The organism is Streptomyces sp. YS415 (assembly GCF_023544665.1).
Lineage (GTDB): Bacteria > Actinomycetota > Actinomycetes > Streptomycetales > Streptomycetaceae > Streptomyces.
Window position 1 is genome coordinate 168,918 of the sequence record NZ_JAMJFL010000005.1, and the last position, 23,361, is coordinate 192,278.

General features: G+C 71.9%; 22 protein-coding genes. 13 read left to right on the forward strand and 9 right to left on the reverse strand.

The features are described 5' to 3' along the window. Positions 1-14: 14 nt before the first annotated feature. Genes M8H82_RS08745 through thpR form a run of 3 tightly spaced genes read left to right on the forward strand, consistent with a single transcriptional unit; the run spans position 15 to position 2,405 of the window. A complete protein-coding gene (locus tag M8H82_RS08745; RefSeq protein WP_250071920.1) occupies positions 15-452 on the forward strand; it encodes a MarR family winged helix-turn-helix transcriptional regulator in 438 nt (145 codons plus the stop codon). A gap of 26 nt (positions 453-478) precedes the next feature. Continuing rightward, positions 479-1,816 carry an MFS transporter gene (locus M8H82_RS08750; RefSeq protein WP_250071921.1) on the forward strand — a complete coding sequence of 446 codons (1,338 nt, stop codon included), beginning with the start codon at positions 479-481 and terminating at the stop codon, positions 1,814-1,816. Between the two features lie 16 nt (positions 1,817-1,832). Further along, positions 1,833-2,405: an RNA 2',3'-cyclic phosphodiesterase gene (gene thpR, locus M8H82_RS08755; protein WP_250071922.1), complete on the forward strand. Its 573-nt coding sequence runs from the start codon at positions 1,833-1,835 to the stop codon at positions 2,403-2,405. Positions 2,406-2,549: 144 nt separating this feature from the next. Here the strand turns inward: thpR and M8H82_RS08760 are convergent, their stop codons facing one another. The 4 genes from M8H82_RS08760 to M8H82_RS08775 form a co-directional block, all read right to left on the reverse strand. Further along, positions 2,550-3,539, reverse strand: a complete 990-nt coding sequence (locus tag M8H82_RS08760) for an aldo/keto reductase (protein WP_250071923.1) — start codon at positions 3,537-3,539, stop codon at positions 2,550-2,552. A gap of 45 nt (positions 3,540-3,584) precedes the next feature. Next, positions 3,585-4,205, reverse strand: a complete 621-nt coding sequence (locus M8H82_RS08765) for a 1,4-alpha-glucan branching protein (protein WP_250071924.1) — start codon at positions 4,203-4,205, stop codon at positions 3,585-3,587. Between the two features lie 14 nt (positions 4,206-4,219). Next, entirely contained in the window at positions 4,220-4,807 is a 588-nt protein-coding gene (locus tag M8H82_RS08770) for a Uma2 family endonuclease (protein ID WP_250071925.1), read from the reverse strand. A gap of 72 nt (positions 4,808-4,879) precedes the next feature. Further along, entirely contained in the window at positions 4,880-5,566 is a 687-nt protein-coding gene (locus tag M8H82_RS08775) for an SGNH/GDSL hydrolase family protein (protein ID WP_250071926.1), read from the reverse strand. A 90-nt stretch (positions 5,567-5,656) separates the two neighbouring features. Between M8H82_RS08775 and M8H82_RS08780 the strand changes: the two genes are divergently transcribed. Beyond that, positions 5,657-6,631 (forward strand): esterase-like activity of phytase family protein, encoded by a 975-nt coding sequence (locus M8H82_RS08780; RefSeq protein ID WP_250071927.1) that lies wholly within the window; start codon positions 5,657-5,659, stop codon positions 6,629-6,631. Positions 6,632-6,640: 9 nt separating this feature from the next. On the opposite strand, the gene M8H82_RS08785 is transcribed toward M8H82_RS08780, so the two are convergent. Next, positions 6,641-7,408: a TetR/AcrR family transcriptional regulator gene (locus M8H82_RS08785; protein WP_250071928.1), complete on the reverse strand. Its 768-nt coding sequence runs from the start codon at positions 7,406-7,408 to the stop codon at positions 6,641-6,643. An 88-nt stretch (positions 7,409-7,496) separates the two neighbouring features. Between M8H82_RS08785 and M8H82_RS08790 the strand changes: the two genes are divergently transcribed. Next, the gene (locus M8H82_RS08790; protein ID WP_250071929.1) at positions 7,497-8,459 is read left to right on the forward strand and encodes an ATP-binding cassette domain-containing protein; all 963 of its coding nucleotides are present in this window, start codon (positions 7,497-7,499) and stop codon (positions 8,457-8,459) included. After that, a complete protein-coding gene (locus M8H82_RS08795) occupies positions 8,456-9,277 on the forward strand; it encodes an ABC transporter permease (RefSeq protein WP_250071930.1) in 822 nt (273 codons plus the stop codon). The genes M8H82_RS08790 and M8H82_RS08795 overlap by 4 nt, the downstream gene beginning before the upstream one ends. An 85-nt stretch (positions 9,278-9,362) precedes the next feature. Here the strand turns inward: M8H82_RS08795 and serC are convergent, their stop codons facing one another. Beyond that, the gene (serC, locus tag M8H82_RS08800) at positions 9,363-10,481 is read right to left on the reverse strand and encodes a phosphoserine transaminase (RefSeq protein ID WP_250071931.1); all 1,119 of its coding nucleotides are present in this window, start codon (positions 10,479-10,481) and stop codon (positions 9,363-9,365) included. A gap of 79 nt (positions 10,482-10,560) precedes the next feature. Between serC and M8H82_RS08805 the strand changes: the two genes are divergently transcribed. Beyond that, positions 10,561-13,434: an FAD-binding and (Fe-S)-binding domain-containing protein gene (locus M8H82_RS08805; RefSeq protein WP_250071932.1), complete on the forward strand. Its 2,874-nt coding sequence runs from the start codon at positions 10,561-10,563 to the stop codon at positions 13,432-13,434. Between the two features lie 81 nt (positions 13,435-13,515). Next, positions 13,516-14,454: a DMT family transporter gene (locus tag M8H82_RS08810; protein WP_250071933.1), complete on the forward strand. Its 939-nt coding sequence runs from the start codon at positions 13,516-13,518 to the stop codon at positions 14,452-14,454. A gap of 15 nt (positions 14,455-14,469) precedes the next feature. On the opposite strand, the gene M8H82_RS08815 is transcribed toward M8H82_RS08810, so the two are convergent. The 3 genes from M8H82_RS08815 to M8H82_RS08825 all read right to left on the reverse strand — a co-directional run bounded on the left by M8H82_RS08815 (position 14,470) and on the right by M8H82_RS08825 (position 16,150). After that, positions 14,470-14,898, reverse strand: a complete 429-nt coding sequence (locus tag M8H82_RS08815) for a GtrA family protein (protein WP_250071934.1) — start codon at positions 14,896-14,898, stop codon at positions 14,470-14,472. A 237-nt stretch (positions 14,899-15,135) separates the two neighbouring features. Next, the gene (locus tag M8H82_RS08820; RefSeq protein ID WP_250071935.1) at positions 15,136-15,342 is read right to left on the reverse strand and encodes a DUF397 domain-containing protein; all 207 of its coding nucleotides are present in this window, start codon (positions 15,340-15,342) and stop codon (positions 15,136-15,138) included. Beyond that, positions 15,302-16,150 carry a helix-turn-helix transcriptional regulator gene (locus M8H82_RS08825; protein WP_250071936.1) on the reverse strand — a complete coding sequence of 283 codons (849 nt, stop codon included), beginning with the start codon at positions 16,148-16,150 and terminating at the stop codon, positions 15,302-15,304. Before M8H82_RS08825 ends, M8H82_RS08820 begins: the two co-directional genes overlap by 41 nt. 120 nt (positions 16,151-16,270) lie before the next feature. On the opposite strand from M8H82_RS08825, the gene M8H82_RS08830 reads away from it, so the two are divergent. The 5 genes from M8H82_RS08830 to M8H82_RS08850 are packed head-to-tail and all read left to right on the forward strand — an operon-like array spanning position 16,271 to position 23,358. Beyond that, complete coding sequence (locus M8H82_RS08830) at positions 16,271-17,065, forward strand: TIGR03084 family metal-binding protein (protein ID WP_250071937.1); 795 nt, start codon at positions 16,271-16,273, stop codon at positions 17,063-17,065. Further along, a complete protein-coding gene (locus tag M8H82_RS08835; protein WP_308293239.1) occupies positions 17,062-18,735 on the forward strand; it encodes an acyclic terpene utilization AtuA family protein in 1,674 nt (557 codons plus the stop codon). The genes M8H82_RS08830 and M8H82_RS08835 overlap by 4 nt, the downstream gene beginning before the upstream one ends. After that, a complete protein-coding gene (locus tag M8H82_RS08840) occupies positions 18,732-20,330 on the forward strand; it encodes a carboxyl transferase domain-containing protein (RefSeq protein WP_250071938.1) in 1,599 nt (532 codons plus the stop codon). Before M8H82_RS08835 ends, M8H82_RS08840 begins: the two co-directional genes overlap by 4 nt. Before the next feature lie 10 nt (positions 20,331-20,340). Next, entirely contained in the window at positions 20,341-22,185 is a 1,845-nt protein-coding gene (locus M8H82_RS08845) for a biotin carboxylase N-terminal domain-containing protein (protein ID WP_250071939.1), read from the forward strand. 42 nt (positions 22,186-22,227) lie between these two features. Further along, on the forward strand, positions 22,228-23,358 hold the full coding sequence (locus tag M8H82_RS08850) for an acyl-CoA dehydrogenase family protein (protein ID WP_250071940.1): 1,131 nt from the start codon (positions 22,228-22,230) through the stop codon (positions 23,356-23,358). Positions 23,359-23,361: the final 3 nt, after the last annotated feature.

Genomic DNA, 23,361 nt, shown 5'->3' on the forward strand with positions numbered 1-23,361 from the left:
TTAACCTAAGGAACATGTCGGACCTTACCCATGGCGACGACGCTGCCGCCGTGAACTCCCTGCGCTCCGCGGTCATGCGGCTGTCCCGCCGGCTCAAGCACCAGCGGGTCGACGAGTCGCTGAGCCCCACCGAGATGTCGGTGCTCGGCACCCTGTCCAACTGCGGCCGGGCCACCCCGGGCGAACTCGCCCGCAAGGAGCACGTCCAGCCGCCGTCGATGACCCGCATCGTCGCGCTGCTGGAGGCCAAGGGCCTGGTCCGGCTGGAGCCGCACCCCGAGGACCGGCGCCAGAAGGTCGTCACGCAGACCGAGCAGGCCGAGGCGATGCTCGCCGAGAGCCGCACCAAGCGCAACGCCTTCCTGGCCACCCTGGTCGAGGGTCTCGACGAGGACGAGTGGGCGAAACTCCGCGCCGCCGCCCCCGTACTGGAGAAGCTCGCACACCTGTAAGCGTCATCCGAAGGAGGCGAACACTTTTGAGTACGGGATCCGGAGCAGCTTCCGCCCCCGCACCGGCCACCCCCACCACCCGCACATCCTCGATGTTCAGCTCGCTGCGCATCCGCAACTACCGCCTGTTCTTCCTCGGCCAGGTCGTCTCCAACACCGGCACCTGGATGCAGCGCATCGCCCAGGACTGGCTGGTCCTCAGCCTCACCGGCTCCGCGACCGCCGTCGGCATCACCACGGCCCTGCAGTTCCTGCCGATGCTGCTCTTCGGCCTCTACGGCGGCGTCCTCGTCGACCGGCTGCCCAAGCGGCCCACGCTGCTGGTCACCCAGGCGTCCATGGCCCTGACCGGCCTCGCGCTCGCCTTCCTCACCCTGAGCGGACACGTCGAGGTCTGGCACGTCTACCTCGCCGCCTTCGCCGTGGGCCTCGCGACCGTCGTCGACAACCCCGCCCGGCAGACCTTCGTCACCGAGATGGTCGGCCCCGACCAGCTGCAGAACGCGGTCAGCCTGAACTCGGCGAACTTCCAGTCCGCACGCCTCGTCGGCCCGGCGGTGGCCGGCCTGATGATCACCGGCGTCGGCACGGGCTGGGCCTTCCTCTTCAACGGCCTGTCCTTCGTCGCGCCCATGGCCGGGCTGCTGCTGATGCGCGCCCGGGACCTGCACGTCGTCGAGCGCGCCCCGCGCGGCAAGGGCCAGATGCGGGAGGGCCTGCGGTACGTCGCCGGACGCCCGGAGCTGATCTGGACCATCGTCCTGGTCGGGTTCGTCAGCACCTTCGGCTTCAACTTCCCCGTCTACCTCTCCGCCTTCGCCGACGACGTCTTCCACGCGGGCGCCGGCTCCTACAGCCTGTTCAACACCCTGATGGCGGTCGGCTCCCTGGCGGGCGCCCTGCTCGCCGCCCGCCGCGGCACCGCCCGGCTCAGGGTGCTGGTCGCGGGCGCGGTGGCCTTCGGCATGCTGGAGATCGTGGCCGCGCTGGCCCCGGCGCTGTGGATGTTCGCGCTGCTCATGATCCCGATCGGGATGTTCGGCATGACGGTCAACGTCACCGCCAACAGCAGCGTCCAGCTCAGCACCGACCCGGCCATGCGCGGCCGGGTGATGGCCCTGTACATGATGGTGTTCATGGGCGGCGCCCCGCTGGGCGCGCCGATCGCCGGCTGGATCACCGACGCGTACGGCGTCCGGGCCGGCCTGGCCGCCGGCGGGGTCGTCGCGGCGGCCGCGGCGGTCGTGATCGGGCTGGTCCTGGCCCGCGTCGGCAACCTCCGGCTGGCGCTCGGCTGGCACCGCGGCCACCCGGTGGTCCGGTTCGTGCCGAGGGAGCGGGAGCAGCTGGCACCGGCGGCCTGACTGGCAGGGTGGGCCCATGAGACTCTTCGCCGCGCTGCTCCCGCCGGACGACGTTTCCCGTGAACTGGCCACCGAGGTCGACCGGTTGCGGCAGCTGCCCGGCTCGGACGCCCTGCGCTGGACCGGCCGCCCCGGATGGCACTTCACCCTCGCCTTCTACGGCGAGGTCGACGACGACGTCGTACCGGAGCTGTCGGAGCGGCTCGCGCGCGCGGCGCACCGGACGCAGCCCTTCGCGCTGGCCCTGCGCGGGGGCGGGCAGTTCGGGCACGGCCGGGTCCTGTGGGTGGGCGCGGACGGGGACCTGCCGGTCCTGCGCCTGCTCGCCGACCGGGCCCAGGCGGCGGGCCGGAAGGCGGGGGTGGCGATGGGGGAGCACCGGCGGTACACGGCGCATCTGACGGTGGCCCGCAGCCGGTCGGCCGTGGACCCGCGCCCCTGCCTGACCGCCCTGGACGCCTTCACGAGCCGCACCTGGACGGTGGGGGAGCTGGTGCTGATGCGCAGCGAGCTGCCGGCGTCCGGGGTGCCGGGCGAGCAGCCCCGCTACGAGGCGGTCGCCCGCCTGCCGCTCGGACGGGCCGGTTAGGCTCGATGGCGTGGACCCGAAAACCCGGAACCGGATCATGGCCGGTGCGCTTGTGCTGATGTTCGTCGTGGTGGCCCTGGCCTCCGCCATCGGCGGGTGAGGGGAGCGCCCCGGCACCCGGCCGGACGCGCTCCCCTTCCCGCGCTACCAGGCGAACGCCTCCGGAGAGGGCCCCGGACCGGGGAAGATCTCCTCGAGGCCGGTCAGCAGCTCCTCGCTCAGCTCCAGCTCGGCCGCCTTCACCGCGGAGTCGAGCTGCTGCGCCGTGCGCGGACCCACGATCGGGCCGGTGACGCCGGGACGCGTGAGGAGCCACGCCAGGGCCGCCTCACCGGGCTCCACGCCGTGCTTGTCCAGCAGGTCCTCGTAGGACTGGAGCCGGGCGCGGGCGGCGGGATCGGCGAGGGTGTCGGCCGCGCGCCCGGAGGCACGGCGCCCGCCCTCCGCCTCCTTCCTGATCACGCCGCCGAGCAGACCGCCGTGCAGCGGTGACCAGGGGATGACGCCGAGCCCGTAGTCCTGGGCGGCCGGAATGACCTCCATCTCGGCGCGCCGCTCGTAGAGGTTGTACAGGCACTGCTCGCTGACCAGGCCGTACGAGCCGCGGCGGGCGGCGGTCTCGTTGGCCTGGGCGATCTTGTAGCCGGGGAAGTTGCTGGACCCGGCGTAGAGGATCTTGCCCTGCTGGACCAGGACGTCGATGGCCTGCCAGATCTCCTCGAACGGGGTGTCCCGGTCGATGTGGTGGAACTGGTAGAGGTCGATGTAGTCGGTGCCGAGCCGCTTCAGCGAGGCGTCGACGGCCCGGCGGATGTTGAGCGCCGAGAGTTTGTCGTGGTTCGGCCAGGCCGGGCCGTCGGCGCCCATGTTGCCGTACACCTTGGTGGCGAGGACGACCTTGTCGCGGCGGTCGCCGCCCTTGGCGAACCAGCTGCCGATGATCGACTCGGTGCGGCCCTTGGCCTCGCCCCAGCCGTACACATTGGCGGTGTCGAAGAAGTTGATGCCCGCGTCCAGCGCCGCGTCCATGATCGCGTGGCTGTCGGCTTCGTCGGTCTGCGGTCCGAAGTTCATGGTGCCGAGGACGAGTCGGCTGACCTTGAGACCCGTGCGTCCGAGCTGCGTGTACTTCATGACGGACCAGCCAACGCCGTAGAGCGGACTCGAAGCAAGCGTCCGTTACCGCAGTTCGGCGAACAGACCCCGTACGCGGCTGCCGTCCCGGGCCGTCCAGGGCCCGGCGACATGGCCGACGGCGCCCGCGGGAGGGGCTTCGGGGAGGCCGAGGCGGCGGTGGAGGCGGAGGGCGGTGCCGTTGCCGGCGGGCAGCTCGGTGCCGGCCTCGTCGTCCCGGGCCGGTCCGTGCGCCCGGAGGCCGCCGGTGCCGGTGAAGGAGCGGGCGATGTCCGGGTCCGGGGTGTTGTCGACGCTCTGCATCTGCGCCTGGGCGCGCCCTTCGACGAGAGCGAGCAGCTCGGCGACCAGCACCGGGTCGTGGCAGCCGTCGTAGGCCCAGCGCTTGCCCAGCACCCCGTGGTCCATGGTCCCGACGAGGGCGTGTTCGGCGCCGTCCAGCGGGGCGCCGCGGTAGGTGAGGGGGACGAGGTAGGCGACCCCGTCGGCGTCGGCCGCCACCATGAACTCGATCCCGACCTCGCCCGCCGGGTCGTCCAGCCGGAAGCCACCGGCCTTGGTCAGCTCCGGGGTGCCGTTGCCCGCGTACCAGGGGCGGGTGGGCAGCCACGTGGTGAGCAGGTCGAGCTTGGAGGGCTGGAGGGTGGTGTGATGAATGATCGCCATGCGCACTGATTCTGTCAGTCGCGGGGGAACTCGTCGGTCCTGAGGGTGAGGTCGACGACGGTGCCGGTGAGGTCCACCTCGTCACCGAAGGGCACTTTGGTCTCGGTGGCGTAGTCGTCGCCCTTGGGGTTCGTGTAGAGGTGACACCGACCCTGGTAGGGGTCGACGACCAGGTAGAGGGGGACGTCGGCGGCGGCGTAGGCGGACTTCTTGGGGCCGTAGTCGTTGGCGGCGGTGTCCTTGGAGATGACTTCGGCGACGAACTCGATGTCCTTGTACTGCCAGCGGCCCTTGTCGTCCTTCTGGGCGCCCTCCGCGAGAGCTGTCACATCGGTGGCGAACCCGTTGAGATGTCCGGGATAGTCGATGCGGACGTCGGACTTGACGCGCTGGCGCGGATACTTGGCGCGCAGCTGCTCGACGAGGTCCAGGATGATGTCCCAGTGATGGTCCCGCTGCGGCGACATGAAGATGTGCCCCCCGACGATCTCGGTCTTGTATCCCTCGGGGATGGGCATCTTCTCAAGCCACTCGAACATGACGTCCAGAGTGAGCTCGTCGTTGGCTTCGGCCATCTCGATCCTGTCGTCAAGGACGGTCATCGTGGCGCTCCTCCCCGGCTGCCGCTCGAACACGGTCAGCCGCGCAGTACAACGATACGAGCGGTCATGAGGTCACGAACCGCACTCAGGAACGTATTCCCCGCCGATCCCCCACCCCTGCCACAGCGCCTCCGCGAACGCCTCCGCGATCTTGTGCTCGCCGCTCGCGTTCGGATGGGTGCCGTCGTAGGTGTCGAGGGTGATGTCGTACGACGGCGGGGGCGAGGTCAGCAGCAGCGGTGAGCGGGGTTCGTCCAGGTCGGCGACGGCCTTCGCCAGGAGTTCGTTGAAGCGGGTGACCTGGGCGCCGAAATCCGGCTCGGACTCGGCCCGGATGTTGGGGACGACCGGCAGGATCGCCATCCGCACCGTCGGCCGGGCCGCCCGCGCCTCGGCCACGAACGCGCGCACGTTGTCCGCCGTCTGCTCCGGGTTCGTGTAGAAGCCCAGGTCGATCAGGCCCAGGGAGACCAGGAGCACGTCCGCCCGGTGGGTGCGCACCGCCTCGCCGATCAGCGGGGCCATGTGCAGCCAGCCCTCGCCCCAGCCCGCGAGGTGGGCCCGGGGGAAGTCGGGGTCGGCGTACTCGTACGACGTGGCCGCGCCCGTCGCCTTGTCGTACAGCGTCTCGCGCGGGCCGACGAGGGTGAAGGGGCTGCCGCAGGTGTCGCGCAGGTGCTGCCACAGCCGGTGGCGCCAGGTGTGTTCGCCGGCGCTTCCGATCGTCTGGGAGTCACCGACGGGCATGAACCTGAGCATCCGCTCATGATGAACGATCCGCGGGTCGGGTGGGGTGTGAGGCCGGACACGCCTGCCCGAACGGCCGGGCGGGATGGCAGGCTTGGCGGCATGCGCCGACCCTTCGCCGTCCTCGCCGCCGCCCTCCTCGCGGGCGCGTTCGCCGTGCCCGCCGCCGCAGCCGACGGCGACGACGGCTTCACCATCGAGGACCCGCGCATCACCGAGTCCAGCGGTCTCGCCGCCTCGCGCCAGCACCCGGGCATCTACTGGACCCACAACGACAGCGACGACGGCGCCTTCCTCTACGCGGTGGACAGCGCCACCGGCGACACCGTCGCCACGATTACCATGACCGGCGTCGGCGCCCCCCGTGACGTCGAGGCGATCTCCGTCGGTCCCGGCAACCAGCTCTGGGTGGGGGACATCGGCGACAACCTCGGCGGCACCTGGCCGCACGTGTGGATCTACCGGCTGCCCGAGCCCAAGGAGCTGCGGGACGCGACGGTCAAGGCCACCCAGTACGTCGTGAAGTACCAGGACGGGGCGCGGGACGCCGAGTCGCTCGTCGTGCACCCGAAGACCGGGCGCGTCTACATCGTGGACAAGCAGGACGGCGACAGCCACCTCTACGAGGGTCCGGCCGAACTCTCCGCCTCCGGCACGAACGTCTTCGAGCCCGTCGCCACCGTCGAGAACCTCCAGGCCACCGACGCCACCCTCGCCCCCGACGGCAGCACGCTCGTCGTGCGCAGCTACTTCGGCGCCGCCGCCTACGACTGGAACGGTGGCGACCTGAAGAAGACCGGCCGGCTGAGCGTGCCGTTCCTCGGGCAGGGCGAGTCGGTCACCTACACCGCCGACGGCTCGACGCTGATGTACGGCGCCGAGGGCGCGGAGAGCTCCGTCGAGCCGGAGGACGCCCCGGGGGACGCGGCGGGCACCGACAAGTCACCTTCGGGGGAGGGGAGTTCGGCGTCCGGCGGGGACGGTGAGGGGGGCGGGGACTACAAGGTCGGCGCCCTGGCCGTGGCCGCCGTCGTCGTCGCCGGGCTCGGTTTCCGGCGGCTGCTGCGGCGCCGCTGAGCCCCGCCCTCACTCCTCCCGGCGCCGGGCCACGAACACTTCGAGGCCGTCCAGGATGCGCTGGAGCCCGAACTCGAAGTGGTCGAAGTCGGGGCCCCAGGTGTCCTCGGCCAGCGAGGAGAGCAGGGGATACCGGCCGGACGTCAGGACCTTCTCCAGCATCGGCGTCTGCGCCTGCCAGAACTCCGCGTCGGTCAGGCCCGTCCGCCGCTCCGCCTCCTGCTGGTACAGCTGGGTGCGCGCGGCGCCCACCACATAGCCGTCGATCATGATGATCGCGGAGACCGTCTCGGGGTCGCTCAGGCCCATCGGCTTGAGCCGGGCCAGGATCTTCTCCATGCCGTCCAGGGCGCTCGGGCCGAGGAGCGGACGGGACTGGTTGACCTGGAGCAGCCACGGATGGCGGCGGTAGAGGTCGAGCGTCGCGCGGCCCAGCGCCTCCAGCGCCGAGCGCCAGCTGCCGTCGCCCAGGTCGGCGGGGTTCTCGGAGGGGCGCTGGACGCGGTCCAGCATCAGGTCGAGCAGCTCGCCCTTGCCGGGGACGTACCGGTACAGCGACATGGTGCCGGTGCCGAGTTCGGCGGCGACCCGGCGCATGGAGACCGCCTCGAGACCCTCGCCGTCCGCCACCCGGACCGCGGCTTCCACGATCTGGTCGAGAGTGAGGGCCGGTTTGGGGCCGCGGCTGGGGCGCTTGCCGGTGTCCCAGAGCAGCTCCATGGTGCGGGCGATGTCACCGCTGCCGCTGGTCTCCGTACCGCCCTTGCCGCTGGTCATGCCCTTCAGCTTAAGTCCTCCGACAAAAACTGGGTACGGCGTACGCGCAATCGGGTACGCTGTACTCAGTTACCGAGAAGGGGGACCCATGAGCGACGGATACGCCGTACAGGCCGAGGCGCTGGAGAAGCGCTACGGCGACAAGCGTGCCCTCGACGGCTTCGACCTGGCCGTCCGTGAGGGCACCGTGCACGGTCTGCTCGGCCCGAACGGCGCGGGCAAGACCACGGCCGTGCGCATCCTGTCCACGCTGCTGAGGCTGGACGGCGGCCGGGCGACGGTGGCCGGCCTGGACGTCGTCCGTCAGTCACGCCAGGTGCGCGCCAGGATCGGGCTCACCGGGCAGTACGCCGCCGTGGACGAGGTGCTCACCGGCCGGCAGAACCTGGAGATGTTCGGCCGCCTGTTCCACCTCGGCGGCAAGCGGGCCAAGGCGCGCGCCGCCGAGCTGCTGGAGCAGTTCGACCTGACCGACGCCGCAGAGAAGGGCGTCGCCAAGTACAGCGGCGGCATGCGGCGCCGCCTCGACCTCGCCGCCTCCATGATCCTGGCCCCCGCGGTGCTGTTCCTTGACGAGCCGACGACCGGGCTCGACCCCCGCAGCCGGGGCGAAGTGTGGGACTCCGTGCGGGCGTTGGTGGCGGGCGGCACGACCGTGCTGCTGACCACGCAGTATCTGGAGGAGGCGGACAAGCTGGCCTCCCGGATCACCGTCATCGACCAGGGGCGCGCCATCGCCGACGACACCCCGGACGGGCTGAAGAACCTCGTCGGCGGCGACCGCGTCGAGGTCGTGGTCGCCGACCGGTCGGAGATCCCGCGGGTGGTGAAGGTCGTCTCCCGGGTCTCGGACGGCGAACCCGAGGCGGACGAGGCCGAGTTGCGGGTCCACGCCCCGGTGACCGACCGGGTGAGCGCGCTCACCGAGGTCGCCCGCACCCTCCAGGACGAGGGCGTCCGGGTCGAGGACATCGGGCTGCGCAGGCCGAGCCTCGACGACGTGTTCCTGCGCCTGACCGGACACCGCACCGAGAAGGAGGCGGCGGCATGACCACCGTGGACCTGAACACGCAGGCCCCGGGCGGCCGTACGTACTGGCTGCTCTCCGACGTCTGGAACATCGTCCGGCGCGGGCTGACCCACTATCAGCGCCAGCCGGTCAACATCGCCTGGCAGCTGGGCTTCCCGATCCTCTCCGTCCTGCTCTACGGCTATGTCTTCGGCAGCGCCATGCAGGTGCCCGGCGGCGGGGACTACAAGGACTTCCTGATGCCCGGCATGTTCGTGATGACCATGGCCTTCGGCTTCATCAACACCGCGACCGTGGTGGTCTACGACTCCACCAAGGGCGTCCTCGACCGGTTCCGCTCGATGCCCATGGCCTCCTCCGCGGTGGTCGCCGGACGAGGGGTCACCGATCTGCTGGGTGCCTGCGCCGAGTTGGCGATCATGATGCTGACCGCGGTCGCGATGGGCTGGCGGCCGGACGGCGGGCTCAACTTCCTGGCCGCGTTCGGGCTGCTGCTGTGGCTGCGGTTCTCGCTGATCTGGATCGGGGTGTGGCTCGGACTGATCGTCCCCAACCCGGAGGCGGCGGGCGGCCTGTTCGCGGTCGCCTTCCCGCTGACGATGATCTCCAGCATCTTCGTCGCGCCGCAGCTGATGCCGGACTGGCTGGGCTGGGTCGCGGCCTGGAACCCGATCTCCTCCACGGCCGCGGCCACCCGCGACCTCTTCGGGACCCCGGTCGGCGGCGGCGACTCCTGGATCGAGCAGCACGCCCTGCTGATGGCGGGCGTCTGGCCCCTCATCCTGACGGCGATCTTCCTGCCGCTGGCGGTGCGCAGGTTCCAGAAGCTCGGCCGCTGACGGAGGTTCCCCAAGCTCCGGCGGTCAAAAGCGAGGGCGCCCGGCGATGTTCGCCGGGCGCCCTGCACTGCCGTACGGAGACTGCTTACAGCTTCTCGATCACGTAGTCGACGCACTTCGTCAGCGCCTCGACGTCCGCCGGGTCGATCGCCGGGAACATCGCGATCCGCAGCTGGTTGCGGCCGAGCTTGCGGTAGGGCTCGGTGTCGACGATGCCGTTGGCGCGCAGCACCTTGGCGACGGCGGCGGCGTCGATCTCGTCGGAGAAGTCGATCGTGCCGATGACCTGCGAGCGCTTGGCCGGGTCCGTGACGAACGGCGTCGCGTGCTTGCTCTCCTCCGCCCAGCCGTACAGCCGGGTCGAGGAGTCCTTCGTCCGGGCCGTGGACCAGGCGAGACCGCCCTGGCCGTTGATCCACTCCAGCTGCTGGTTCAGCAGGAAGAGAGTGGCCAGCGCCGGGGTGTTGTACGTCTGGTTCTTGCGGGAGTTGTCGATCGCCGTCGGCAGCGAGAAGAACTCCGGGACGTGCCGGCCGGAGGCGTGCACGCGCTCGGCGCGCTCGATCGCGGCCGGGGAGAAGACGCCGATCCACAGGCCGCCGTCGGAGGCGAAGGACTTCTGCGGGGCGAAGTAGTAGACGTCCGTCTCGGCGATGTCGACGGGCAGACCGCCGGCGCCCGAGGTGGCGTCGACCAGGACGAGGGCGCCCTCGTCGGCACCGGCCACCCGCTTGATGGGGGCGGCGACACCGGTGGAGGTCTCGTTGTGGGTGTACGCGTAGACGTCGACGCCCGCCTCGGCCCGCGGCTCCGGGTGCGTGCCGGGGTCGCTGGAGATGACGGTCGGCTCGGCCAGCCAGGGGGCGAGCTTCGCGGCCTTGGCGAACTTCGAGCTGAACTCACCGAAGGTGAGGTGCTGCGACTTGTTCTCGATCAGGCCGTGGGTGGCGATGTCCCAGAAGGCGGTGGAGCCGCCGTTGCCGAGGACCACCTCGTAGCCGTCCGGGAGCTGGAACAGCTCGCCGATGCCCTCACGGACCTGGCCGACCAGGTTCTTGACCGGGGCCTGGCGGTGAGAGGTGCCCAGCAGGGAGGTGCCGGTCGCGGCGAGGGCGTCCAGCGCCTCCGTCCGCACCTTGGAGGGGCCCGCGCCGAAACGTCCGTCCGCGGGCTTGATGTCAGAGGGAATCTGGATCTCAGCCACGGGGTGAGGTTAGCGGCTGGGGGAAACCGGGGCGAAATGCAGTCCGTCGGCTGAGACGTTTCGCTGGTTGAGTGGACGCATGACGGATCTAGAGGCGGAACTGCGCAAGGTTGTCCGGGGTGACGTCGGTTTCGGCAGCACCGCTCGCGCTCTCGTCACCATGGACGCGTCCAACTACCGGCGCGTCCCGCTCGGCGTGGTCGCCCCCCGCGACGCCGACGACGTGGCCGCCGTGCTGGAGGTCTGCCGGGCCCACGCGGTCCCCGTCGTCCCGCGCGGCGGCGGGACCTCCATCGCCGGACAGGCCACCGGGACCGGCGTCGTGCTGGACTTCACGCGGTACCTGAACCGTCTGGTCGCCCTCGACCCCGAGAGCCGTACCGCCGTCGTCCAACCGGGACTTGTCCTCGACCGGCTCCAGGAGGCCGCCGCGCCGCACGGCCTGCGCTTCGGCCCCGACCCCTCCACCCACAGCCGCTGCACACTCGGCGGCATGATCGGCAACAACTCCTGCGGCGCGCACTCGGTCGCCTGGGGGACGACCGCGGACAGCGTGCGCGAGCTGGACGTCGTCACCGCGCGCGGGCGGCGGCTGCGGCTCGGGCGGGAGTGGTCAGGGGCGCCGGAAGGGCTGCGCGGCCTGGTGGAGGGCGAACCGGCCCTGCTGCGTACCGGGTTCCCCGAGCTGCCCCGCCGCATCTCCGGCTACGCGCTGGACGCGCTGCTGCCGGAGCGGAGCGCGGACGTGGCCCGCTCCTTCTGCGGTTCCGAGGGCACGCTCGGGGTGCTCACCGAGGCGGTCGTGGACCTCGTGGCGGCGCCCCCCGCGCGGGCCCTGGCGGTGCTGGGGTACGCGGACGAGGCGGCGGCGGCCGAGGCGGCGGCGGGGCTGCTGCCGTACGGCCCGCTGACGGTGGAGGGCATGGCCGCGGACCTGGTGCCCGCGGCGGTCGCCCTGCCCCGGGGCGGCGCCTGGCTGTTCGTGGAGACGGGCGGGGAGTCGCCCGCGGAGGCACGCGCGCGTGCGGAGGCGATCGTGCGCGCCGCCGACGCCGTGGACGGCCTGCTCGTCACCGACCCGGCCGGGCAGCGGGCCCTGTGGCGCATCCGCGAGGACGCCGGCGGTACGGCGACCCGGATGCCCGACGGCAGTGAGGCGTGGCCCGGCTGGGAGGACTGCGCGGTGCCGCCCGCGCGGCTGGGGCCCTATCTGCGGGACTTCCGCGCCCTGCTGGCCGGGCACGGGCTGCGCGGCACGCCGTACGGCCACTTCGGGGACGGCTGCATCCACGTCCGGATCGACTTCGACCTGCTCACCGAGGCGGGCGTCGGGCGGTTCCGGCGCTTCTCGGAGGAGCTGGCCGACCTGGTCGTGGCGCACGGCGGTTCGCTGTCCGGCGAGCACGGGGACGGCCAGGCGCGGGCCGAACTGCTGCCGCGGATGTACGGCGAGCGGATGGTCGGCCTGTTCGAGCGGGTGAAGGACGTGTGGGACCCGGACGGGCTGCTGAACCCCGGCATGCTGGTCCGCCCGGCCCCCCTCGACTCCGGCCTGCGCTTCTCCGTCGTGCCCCGCGAACCCGTCGACGTGGCCTTCGGCTATCCCGCCGACGCAGGGGACTTCTCCGCGGCCGTACGCCGCTGTGTCGGCGTCGCCAAGTGCCGTACGGCCGCGGCGACCGGCCCCGCCGTCATGTGCCCCTCCTTCCGCGCGACGGGCGAGGAGGAGCACTCCACGCGCGGGCGGGCCCGGCTGCTGCACGAGATGCTCGCGGGCGAGATCGTGACCGACGGCTGGCGCTCGACGGAGGTCCGCGACGCGCTCGACCTGTGCCTGTCCTGCAAGGGCTGCCGCTCCGACTGCCCGGTCGGGGTGGACATGGCCACCTACAAGGCGGAGTTCCTGCACCACCATTACGCGGGGCGGCGGCGGCCGATGGCCCACTACACGATGGGCCGGCTGCCGGTGTGGCTGCGCTGGGTGGCGCGGCTGCGGGCGGCGCGGGTCGTCAACGCACTCGCCTCGGTCCGTGTGTTGGCGTCGGTGGGCAAGCGGCTCGGTGGGGTGGCCCCGGAGCGGGAGATTCCCCGGGTCGCCCCGCAGACGTTCAGCGGATGGTGGCGGCGCAGGCGGTCCACAGGTGTGGATGGCCCACTGGTCGTCCTGTGGCCGGACACCTTCACCGAACATCTCTCGCCCTCGGTCGGACGGGCGGCGGTGCGGGTGCTGGAGGCGGCGGGGCTGCGGGTGGCGCTGCCGCCGACCCTGCGGATGCGGGGGCGGCCGGTGGGGGACGGCCGTACGACATCGGCGGCGCCGCTGCTGGGCGCGGGGCGCCGGGGGAGGGTGTGCTGCGGGCTGACGTACCTCTCCACGGGCCAGCTGGACCGCGCCCGGGCGGTCCTGCGCACCACGCTGGACCTGCTCGAACCGGTACTGGCGGCCGGGGCCCCGCTGGTGGTCCTGGAGCCGAGCTGCGCGGCGGCCCTGCGCGCGGACCTGCCCGAACTGCTGCACGACGACCCGCGCGCGGCCGTGCTGGCGGCCCGGGTCCTGACCTTCGCCGAGGCGCTGGAACGCCTGGCCCCGGACTGGACCCCGCCCCGGATCGACCTCCCGGTCACCGGCCAGACCCACTGCCACCAGCACGCGGTCCTCGGGGACGCGGCCGACCGCCGCCTGCGCGAGGCCGCGCTGCTCTCCGGCGAACTGAGCGGCGGCTGCTGCGGCCTCGCGGGCAACTTCGGCTTCGAGAAGGGCCACGTCGAGGTGTCGGCGGCCTGCGCGGAGGACCAGCTGCTGCCGGCCGTGCGGCAGGCCCCGGACGGGGCGGTGGTCCTGGCGGACGGGTTCTCCTGCCGGACCCAGCTGGACCAGCTGGCGGGGGTGCGGGGTCGGCATCTGGCGGAGGTGCTGGCGGAGGGACTGGACCGAGTGTCAGTATCGAATTAGCTTCACACACCTGACATAGTCCACTACCCTGGACTCAGCAGTACAGCACGATGAACGATACCCGAGCCTCCAGGACTGCCCGTGACCTCCCCAGCGCCGACCACCACCGCCTCTGCCGCCTCCGTCCCGGCCGGTGCGCCCCGCGGCCGGGGTTCCCTCGGCCCGGTCGGGCTGGTCTTCGCCGGAGGGGTCTCGGTCCAGTTCGGCGGCGCCCTCGCGGTGACCCTGATGCCGAGGGCGGGCGCGCTGGGCGTGGTGACGCTGCGGCTGGCGGTGGCGGCGGTGGTCCTGCTGCTGATCTGCCGCCCACGGCTGCGCGGCCACTCCCGTACGGACTGGGGAACCGTGGTCGTCTTCGGCATCACGATGGCCGCGATGAACGGCCTCTTCTACCAGGCGGTGGACCGCATCCCGCTGGGCCCCGCGGTGACGCTGGAGGTGCTGGGCCCCTTGGCGCTGTCGGTGCTGGCCTCCCGGCGGGCGGTGAACCTCGTCTGGGCCGGTCTCGCCCTCGCGGGCGTCTTCCTCCTCGGCGGGGGAGGCTTCAGCAGCCTGGACCCGGTCGGCGTGGCCTTCGCCCTGGGCGCCGGAGCCATGTGGGCGGCGTACATCGTCTTCAGTGCCCGGACGGGCCGACGCTTCCCGCAGGCGGACGGGCTCGCGCTGGCCATGGTGGTCGCGGCGGTGCTGTTCCTGCCGCTCGGGGTGCTGGAGTCGGGCGGGAAGCTCCTGGATCCGGTCACGATCGCGCTGGGCGCGGCGGTGGCGATCCTGTCGTCCGTGCTCCCCTACACCCTCGAACTCCTCGCGCTGCGGCGCCTTCCCGCCTCCACCTTCGCCATCCTGATGAGCCTGGAACCGGCGATCGCGGCGGCGGCCGGTTTCCTCATCCTCAGCCAGGCCCTGGAAGCGACGGAGGCGATCGCCATCGCCCTGGTCATCGCGGCGAGCATGGGCGCGGTGCGGACGCAGGTGGGGCGGGGCCGGGCCAAGGCGCCTGCGGTGGCGCCCGAGGCCTGAACCCCCCGGCGGGGCTCAGGCGGCGAGCATGACGGGCGCGGCGGTCCGGTCGCGGCGGTCGGCGAAGACGTACAGGCGCAGCACGAGGAACCGGCCCACTCCGGCGAGCCCCGAGGCGCCGAGGTAGACGACCTGCTCGGTCGGCATCCCGGCGGCCGGGTGCGCCAGGTGCAGCACCGTGATGGCGAGGCTGGTGGCCAGGTAGGCGGCGGTGGCCGAACCCGCCGACTGCCAGTGCTCCCGCAGGCCCGCCCGGCGCCCCTTGCCGAAGGTGTACCGGGCGTGGAGCTCGGTGCACAGCAGGGTGGAGGCGACGGTGATCAGCGCGTTCGAGACGACCCACGGCACGGTGGTGGCCAGCAGCACGACGGCGAAGCTGGAGAGGATTCCTACGCCTCCGCCGAGGATCCCGAAGCGGAGGAAGGAGGTGAGTGATGACTTCACGGGGCTTCCTTCCTGTTTCTGATGATGGAAACGCTACGTTGCGTTCGAGATCTGGGCAACTGATTTATTGCACAGAAGGGCCGTCATTGCTGGTGACGGCGCGAAAATCATTGCAATGGTGCAGCGGAGAAAAGCAACGCCAGGCGAAGGTGCGTTGCAATGGAGAGGTGGTGAACGCACTGAGGGCCGCCCGCTGTGAAGCGGACGGCCCTCAGGGTGTTGCGAGCGGCTCTTGTGTCAGTCGAAGGCGCCGGCAGTGGTCGCGGCGACGAACCGGGCGAAGCTCTCGGGGGCGACGGTGAGAGTTCCGTGGGCGGGGTTCTTGGAGTCGCGGATGGCTATGCGGGGGGTGAGGTCGGCGACTTCGAGGCACTGGCCGCCTGTGTCGCCGCTGTACGAAGACTTACGCCAGGTCGCGCCCGTCAGGTTCAGGTTCGATTCCATACCGTTCCTCCATCACGCGGGCGATCAGGGCCGCCGAGTCGTCCACGGAGAGGGCGGCCGCCTGCAGATGATCGTAACGGACCGAACCCTCCCTGACGGCTTCAGGATTGGCCGTCATGTGCCCTTGGACGAAGTCCTCGGTGTAGACGATGTCGGGGTCCTTGTCGAAGCGCAGAAGGTTGAACGAACCCATCAGCCCCGTGTGTGCCCCGGCCTCGAACGGCAGCACCTGGATCTCCAGCCAGCGGCGCTTCTGCATGGCCAGCAGGTGGGTCAGTTGCTCGCGCATGACCTCCCGGCTGCCGATCTCCTGGTGCAGTACCGCCTCGCTCAACACAACCCACAGCACAGGCGGTTGCTCCCGCTCCAGGCCCCGTTGCCGATCCAGTCGGGCTGCCACCTTGCCGTCGAGATCACCCTCGTCCCGCGCACCGAGCACTGCCCGGGCGTACCCCTTCGTCTGCAGAAGACCGTCCACCAACTGCGCCTGGAACGAGGAGATGAACGCGGCCTTCGATTCCATCTCCGCATACGGCTGGAACCAGCTCGGCAACTGGCTCCGCAGAACCAGCCCCACCAGCCGGGAAAACGTCCCGCCCGTCCCCAGCGCCGCGTCCACTCGCTCGGAAAACTCCCGCTGTGGAACCTTCAGTGCCGTCTCGATCTGCCCGATCAGCGACCCCGTGCAGAACACGATCGACCCGAGCTGCGCCAGCGTCAGCCCCGCCGCCTCCCGTGCCCGGCGGAGTTCGTAGCCGTAGTAGTCCAGCGGTGACGCGCTCGGATCGAGTTGCCGGATGTTGGACACAGTGACCACCTCCCATCACCGAGAGTAGCCACAAGGGTGCGCACAGGTACGGGAGTTGTGGAAAACAAAATCATGCAAGCACGCTTGATTGATTCGGGGCCCGCTGCCATGCTCCACCCCATGGCCGACCCGACGCCCGTGTTCGACGACCTGCGTGCCGAAAGCGATGAACTCGACCGGCTGGTGGCCGAGTTGAGTCCGGGACAGTGGTCCCTCGCCACGCCCGCACCCCGCTGGACCGTCGCCCACCAGATCGCCCACCTCGCCTGGACCGATCACGCCGCCCTGCTCGCCGTCACCGACGCCGACGCCTTCGGCAAGGAGGTCGAGAAGGCGCTCGCCGCGCCCGAGACCTTCGTCGACGAGGGCGCCGAGGAGGGGGCGGGGAAACCGCCCGCCGAGATCCTCGCCGCGTGGCGCGCCGGACGTAAGGCTCTGGACGACGCCCTGCGCGCCGCTCCCGCCGGTGCCCGCTTCCCCTGGTACGGCCCGCCCATGGCCGCCGCCTCCATGGCGAGCGCCCGCCTGATGGAGACCTGGGCCCACGGCCAGGACGTGGCGGACGCTCTGGGTGTGGTGCGCACACCCACCGACCGCCTGCGGCATGTGGCCCGCATCGGGGTGCGCGCCCGCGACTACGCCTTCGCGATCCGCGGACTCACCCCGCCCGCCGAGGAGTTCCGCGTCGAACTCACCGCCCCGAGCGGTGAGGTGTGGACGTACGGACCTGAAGGCGCCCTCCAGCGGGTCACCGGCCCCGCCCACGACTTCTGCCTGCTGGTCACCCGGCGGGCCCACCGGGCCGACCTGGCGGTGCGGGCCGAGGGGGAGGACGCCGAGCGGTGGCTGGACGTCGCCCAGGCCTTCGCCGGCCCGCCCGGTGCCGACCGGGAGCCCAGGGGAGACGCCGCGTGACCCTCCGTATCGGCAACGCCTCCGGGTTCTACGGCGACCGCTTCGACGCCATGCGGGAAATGCTCACCGGCGGGGAACTCGACGTCCTCACCGGCGACTACCTCGCCGAACTGACCATGCTCATCCTGGGGCGGGACCGGCTCAAGGACCCCGGCGCCGGGTACGCGCGCACCTTCCTGCGGCAGCTGGAGGAGTGCCTCGGGCTCGCCCACGAGCGGGGCGTGCGCATCGTCGCCAACGCCGGAGGACTCAACCCCGCCGGACTCGCCGACGCCGTACGGGAACTGGCCGGCCGGCTCGGCATCCCCGTGCGGGTCGCCCACGTCGAGGGCGACGACCTCACCGCCGCCCACCCCGGCAGCCTCGCCGCCCACGCCTACCTCGGCGGCTTCGGCATCGCCGCCTGCCTCCGGGAGGGCGCCGACATCGTCGTCACCGGACGGGTCACCGACGCGGCCCTGGTCACCGGGCCCGCCGCCGCCCGCTTCGGCTGGGCCCCCACGGACCACGACCGGCTCGCGGGCGCCGTCGTCGCCGGGCATGTGCTGGAGTGCGGAGCACAGGCCACCGGCGGGAACTACGCGTTCTTCCGGGACCGGGACGTCCGCCGGCCCGGCTTCCCGCTCGCCGAGATCCACGAGGACGGCACCGCCGTCATCACCAAGCACCCCGGCACGGGCGGCTTCGTCGACATCGGCACCGTCACCGCCCAGCTCCTCTACGAGACCGCGGGCGCCCGGTACGCCGGACCCGACGTCACCGCCCGGCTGGACACCGTCCGGCTCACCCAGGACGGGCCCGACCGCGTCCGCGTCGACGGGGTGCGCGGCGAGGCCCCGCCGCCCACCCTCAAGGTCGGCGTCAACCGGCTCGGCGGGTTCCGCAACGAGGTCGTCTTCGTGCTCACCGGGCTCGACATCGAGGCCAAGGCCGAGCTGGTGCGCGCGCAGCTGAGCGACGCGCTCGCCAAGTCGCCGCCCGCCGAGACCCGGTGGGAACTCGTCCGCACCGACCGGGCCGACGCCCCGACCGAGGAGACGGCCAGCGCCCTGCTCCGGCTCGTCGTCCGGGACCCGGACCAGGCGGCCGTCGGGCGGGCGCTCAGCGGGGCCGCCATCGAACTCGCCCTCGCCAGCTACCCCGGGTTCCATGTGCTCGCGCCACCCGGAAAGGGCGCCCCCTATGGGGTCTTCGACGAGGTGTACGTCCCCCAAGGTGCCGTCGCCCATGTGGCCGTCCTCCATGACGGCCGCCGGATCCCTGTGGCGCCGCCCCAGGACACCCGCGTACTCGACGACCTGCCGGAGCCCGCGCTTCCCGAGCCGCCGGCGCCCGGCCCCCGTACCCGCGCCCCGCTCGGCCTCGTCGCCGGGGCCCGCAGCGGCGACAAGGGCGGCAACGCCAACGTGGGGGTGTGGGTCCGCACCGACGAGGCCTGGCGGTGGCTCGCGCACGAGCTGACCGTCGAGCGGTTCCGGGAACTGCTCCCCGAGTGCGCGGACCTGCCCGTCCGCCGCCACGCGCTCCCCGAACTCCGGGCCCTGAACTTCGTCGTCGAGGGCATCCTCGGCGCCGGAGTCGCCGCCCAGCACCGATTCGACCCGCAGGCCAAGGCGCTCGGCGAGTGGCTGCGCTCCCGGCACCTGGACATACCGGAGGCCCTCCTGTGACGGTTCTCAGCACCGCCCTCGACCCCCGGGGCGGCGACTACCGGGCCCACCGCGAGGCCATGCTCGCCAAGCTCGCCGACCTCGACGCCGAGCACGCCAAGGCCCTCGCGGGCGGCGGCGAGAAGTACGTCGAGCGGCACCGCAAGCGCGGAAAGCTCCTCGCGCGGGAGCGCATCGAGCTGCTCCTCGATCCCGACACGCCGTTCCTGGAGCTGTCCCCGCTGGCAGCCTGGGGGAGCGACTACGCCGTCGGCGCCTCCCTGGTGACCGGGATCGGGGTCGTCGAGGGCGTGGAGTGCCTGATCACCGCCAACGATCCGACCGTGCGCGGGGGCGCCAGCAACCCCTGGTCGCTGAAGAAGGCCCTGCGCGCCAACGACATCGCGCTCGCCAACCGGCTGCCCTGCATCAGCCTGGTGGAGTCCGGCGGGGCCGATCTCCCGTCCCAGAAGGAGATCTTCATCCCCGGCGGGGCCATCTTCCGGGACCTGACCCGGCTGTCCGCCGCCGGGATCCCCACCGTCGCCGTCGTCTTCGGCAACTCCACCGCGGGCGGCGCCTACGTCCCCGGCATGTCCGACCACGTGATCATGGTCAAGGAGCGCGCCAAGGTGTTCCTCGGCGGGCCCCCGCTCGTCAAGATGGCCACCGGTGAGGAGAGCGACGACGAGTCGCTGGGCGGCGCCGAGATGCACGCGCGGGTGTCGGGGCTCGCGGACTACTTCGCCGTCGACGAGCGGGACGCGCTGCGCCAGGCGCGACGGGTCGTCGCCCGGCTCAACCACCGCAAGGCGTACCCGGACCCGGGGCCGGCCGAGCCGCCCAAGTACGACGCCGAGGAACTGCTCGGCATCGTCCCGGGCGATCTGCGCACCCCCTTCGACCCGCGTGAGGTCATCGCCCGGCTCGTCGACGGCTCCGACTTCGACGAGTTCAAGCCGCTGTACGGGACGAGCCTGGCCACCGGGTGGGCGCGGCTGCACGGCTACCCGGTCGGCATCCTCGCCAACGCCCAGGGCGTGCTGTTCAGCGCGGAGTCGCAGAAGGCCGCCCAGTTCATCCAGCTGGCGAACCAGCGGGACATCCCGCTGCTCTTCCTGCACAACACCACCGGCTACATGGTCGGCAAGGAGTACGAGCAGGGCGGGATCATCAAGCACGGCGCCATGATGATCAACGCGGTGTCCAACTCCCGCGTCCCGCACCTGTCCGTGCTCATGGGCGCCTCCTACGGCGCCGGGCACTACGGCATGTGCGGGCGGGCCTATGATCCGCGCTTCCTGTTCGCCTGGCCCAGCGCCAAGTCGGCCGTCATGGGGCCCCAGCAGCTCGCCGGTGTGCTGTCGATCGTCGCCCGCCAGTCGGCGGCCGCCAAGGGGCTGCCGTACGACGACGAGGGGGACGCGGCACTGCGGGCCATGGTGGAGCAGCAGATCGAGTCCGAGTCGCTGCCCATGTTCCTGTCCGGGCGGCTCTACGACGACGGCGTCATCGACCCGCGCGACACCCGCACCGTGCTCGGCCTGTGCCTGTCCGCCGTCCACACCGCGCCCTACGAGGGTGCGCGCGGTGGCTTCGGCGTCTTCCGGATGTGAGGGACCAGCATTGATCACTTCTGTACTCGTCGCCAACCGGGGCGAGATCGCCTGCCGGGTCTTCCGTACCTGCCACGAGATGGGGATCCGGACCGTCGCCGTGCACTCGGACGCCGACGGCAACGCCCTGCACACGCGCGTGGCCGACACCGCGGTACGGCTGCCGGGGGCGACGCCCGCCGAGACGTATCTGCGCGGCGACCTGATCGTGAAGGCCGCCGTCGCGGCCGGCGCGGACGCCGTGCACCCCGGCTACGGCTTCCTCTCCGAGAACGCCGGCTTCGCGCGTGCCGTCCTGGACGCGGGCCTGATCTGGATCGGGCCGCCGCCGGAGGCCATCGAGGCCATGGCCTCCAAGACCCGCGCGAAGGAGCTGATGGGGCTCGCACCCCTGGGCGAGGTCACGGAAGGGGACCTGCCGGTCCTCGTGAAGGCCGCCGCTGGCGGCGGGGGACGCGGCATGCGGATCGTGCGCCGCCTGGACGAACTCGACGCCGCCCTGCAGGCCGCCCGCGCCGAGGCCACGAGCGCCTTCGGCGACGGCGAGGTCTTCGTCGAGCCCTATGTGGAACACGGCCGGCACGTCGAGGTGCAGGTGCTCGCGGACACGCACGGCACGGTGTGGGCGCTGGGCACCCGCGACTGCTCCCTCCAGCGCCGCCACCAGAAGGTCGTCGAGGAGGCACCGGCACCCGGCCTCCCGGCCCGGCTCGAGGAGGAGCTGCGCACGCTGGCCGTACGCGCCGCGCGTGCCGTCAGCTACGTGGGCGCGGGCACCGTGGAGTTCCTGGTCGCCGACGACACCGCGCACTTCCTGGAGATGAACACCCGCCTCCAGGTCGAACACCCCGTGACCGAAGCCGTGTTCGGCGTCGACCTGGTCGCCCTGCAACTGGCCGTCGCCGAGGGGCAGCCCCTCACCGGCGAGCCCCCACGCCCGCACGGCCACGCGATCGAGGCCCGCCTCTACGCCGAGGACCCGGCCCGCGACTGGGCCCCGCAGACCGGCACCCTGCACCGGCTCACCGTCCCCGACGGCGTGCGCCTGGACAGCGGCTACGGCGACGGCGACGAGATCGGCGTCCACTACGACCCGATGCTCGCCAAGCTGATCGCCCACGCCCCCACCCGCGCGGGCGCGCTCCGCAAGCTCGCCGGCGCCCTGGAACGCACCACGATCCACGGCCCGGTCACCAACCGCGACCTCCTCGTCCGCTCCCTGCGCCACGAGGAGTTCACCACGGCCCGGATGAACACCGGCTTCTACGAACGCCACCTGCCCGCCCTGACCGAGCCCGCCCCCGACCCCCACGCCCCCCTGGCCGCGGCCCTGGCCGACGCCCACCGCACGGGCTCCCGCTTCGGCGGCTGGCGCAACGTGCCGTCCCAGCCGCAGAGCAAGCGCTACGCCATGGCGGGCGAGGAGCACGAGGCGCGGTACCGCCACACCAGGACGGGCCTGGAGGCGGACGACGTACGCGTCGTACAGGTGGGCGCGGACCTCGTCGTCCTGGAAGTGGACGGCGTGCAGCGCAAGTTCGAGGTGGCCCGGTACGCCGACGCCCTGTACGTCAACGACACCGCCCTCGAACCCCTACCCCGCTTCCCCGACCCCACGGCCCAGCTCGCCCCGGGCTCCCTGCTCGCCCCCATGCCGGGCACGGTCGTCCGCGTCGCGGACGGCTTGGCCGTAGGAGCCGCCGTACGGGCCGGAGAGCCCCTGCTCTGGCTGGAGGCGATGAAGATGGAACACAAGATCACAGCACCGGTCTCGGGAACGCTGAGCGCTCTGGACGTAGCACCTGGCCAGCAGGTCGCGGTCGCCTCTCTGCTGGCGGTGGTCGAGCCCACCTAGGGGCGCGAGGAACTGCGCGACCAGCCACAACGAAGGAGCCACATGCCCACGATCGAGACCGAAGAACACAAGGCCCTCCGATCAGCCGTAGCCGCCCTCGGCAAACGCCACGGCCGCCATTACGACCGCGAAGCCCTCTGGGAAGACGCAGCCAAACTCGGTTATCTCGGCGTCAACCTGCCGGAGGCATACGGCGGTGGAGGCGGCGGCATCGCCGAACTCTCCATCGTCCTCGAAGAACTCGGCGCAGCCGGCTGCCCCCTCCTCATGATGGTCGTCTCACCCGCCATCTGCGGCACGGTGATCGCCCGTTTCGGAACGGACGCCCAGAAGCAGGAGTGGCTCCCCGCCCTCGCCGACGGCACCCGCACCATGGCCTTCGGCATCACCGAACCCGACGCCGGTTCCAACAGCCACCGCATCACGACCACCGCCCGCCGGGACGGCGCCGACTGGCTGCTCACCGGCCGCAAGGTCTTCATCTCCGGCGTCGACATCGCCGACGCGACCCTCATCGTCGGCCGCACCGAGGACGCCCGCACCGGCAGCCTCAAGCCCTGCCTGTTCATCGTCCCGCGCGACACCGAGGGATTCGAGCGGCGGCAGATCGACATGGAGCTCAACGCCGCGGAAAAGCAGTTCGAACTGACCCTGGACGACGTACGCCTGCCCGCCGAAGCGCTCGTCGGCGACGAGGACGCGGGGCTCCTCCAGCTGTTCGCCGGCCTCAACCCCGAGCGCGTCATGACCGCCGCGTTCGCGATCGGCATGGGCCGCTACGCCCTCGCGCAGGCGATCGCCTACGCCCGCGACCGCACCGTCTGGAAGGCCCCGATCGGCTCCCACCAGGCCATCGCGCACCCCCTCGCACAGGCGCACATCGAGCTGGAACTGGCCCGCCTGATGATGCAGAAGGCGGCCCATCTGTACGACGCCGGGGACGACATGGGGGCCGGGGAGGCCGCCAACATGGCCAAGTACGCGGCCGGGGAGGCCTGTGTGAAGGCGGTCGACCAGGCCGTGCACACGCTCGGCGGGAACGGCCTCACGCGCGAGTTCGGGCTCGCGTCCCTGATCACCGCCGCGCGCGTGGCCCGTATCGCGCCGGTGAGCCGGGAGATGATCCTCAACTACGTCTCCCACCAGACCCTGGGCCTGCCCAAGTCGTACTAGGCC

What these genes read in the sequence shown, in the direction of transcription:
- M8H82_RS08745 (WP_250071920.1), top strand. Translation starts at nt 15, where the DNA reads ATGTCGGACCTTACCCATGGCGACGACGCTGCCGCCGTGAACTCCCTG.
- thpR (WP_250071922.1), top strand. Translation starts at nt 1,833, where the DNA reads ATGAGACTCTTCGCCGCGCTGCTCCCGCCGGACGACGTTTCCCGTGAA.
- M8H82_RS08760 (WP_250071923.1), bottom strand. Translation starts at nt 3,539, where the DNA reads ATGAAGTACACGCAGCTCGGACGCACGGGTCTCAAGGTCAGCCGACTC.
- M8H82_RS08765 (WP_250071924.1), bottom strand. Translation starts at nt 4,205, where the DNA reads ATGGCGATCATTCATCACACCACCCTCCAGCCCTCCAAGCTCGACCTG.
- M8H82_RS08770 (WP_250071925.1), bottom strand. Translation starts at nt 4,807, where the DNA reads ATGACCGTCCTTGACGACAGGATCGAGATGGCCGAAGCCAACGACGAG.
- M8H82_RS08775 (WP_250071926.1), bottom strand. Translation starts at nt 5,566, where the DNA reads ATGCTCAGGTTCATGCCCGTCGGTGACTCCCAGACGATCGGAAGCGCC.
- M8H82_RS08780 (WP_250071927.1), top strand. Translation starts at nt 5,657, where the DNA reads ATGCGCCGACCCTTCGCCGTCCTCGCCGCCGCCCTCCTCGCGGGCGCG.
- M8H82_RS08785 (WP_250071928.1), bottom strand. Translation starts at nt 7,408, where the DNA reads ATGACCAGCGGCAAGGGCGGTACGGAGACCAGCGGCAGCGGTGACATC.
- M8H82_RS08790 (WP_250071929.1), top strand. Translation starts at nt 7,497, where the DNA reads ATGAGCGACGGATACGCCGTACAGGCCGAGGCGCTGGAGAAGCGCTAC.
- M8H82_RS08795 (WP_250071930.1), top strand. Translation starts at nt 8,456, where the DNA reads ATGACCACCGTGGACCTGAACACGCAGGCCCCGGGCGGCCGTACGTAC.
- M8H82_RS08805 (WP_250071932.1), top strand. Translation starts at nt 10,561, where the DNA reads ATGACGGATCTAGAGGCGGAACTGCGCAAGGTTGTCCGGGGTGACGTC.
- M8H82_RS08820 (WP_250071935.1), bottom strand. Translation starts at nt 15,342, where the DNA reads ATGGAATCGAACCTGAACCTGACGGGCGCGACCTGGCGTAAGTCTTCG.
- M8H82_RS08830 (WP_250071937.1), top strand. Translation starts at nt 16,271, where the DNA reads ATGGCCGACCCGACGCCCGTGTTCGACGACCTGCGTGCCGAAAGCGAT.
- M8H82_RS08850 (WP_250071940.1), top strand. Translation starts at nt 22,228, where the DNA reads ATGCCCACGATCGAGACCGAAGAACACAAGGCCCTCCGATCAGCCGTA.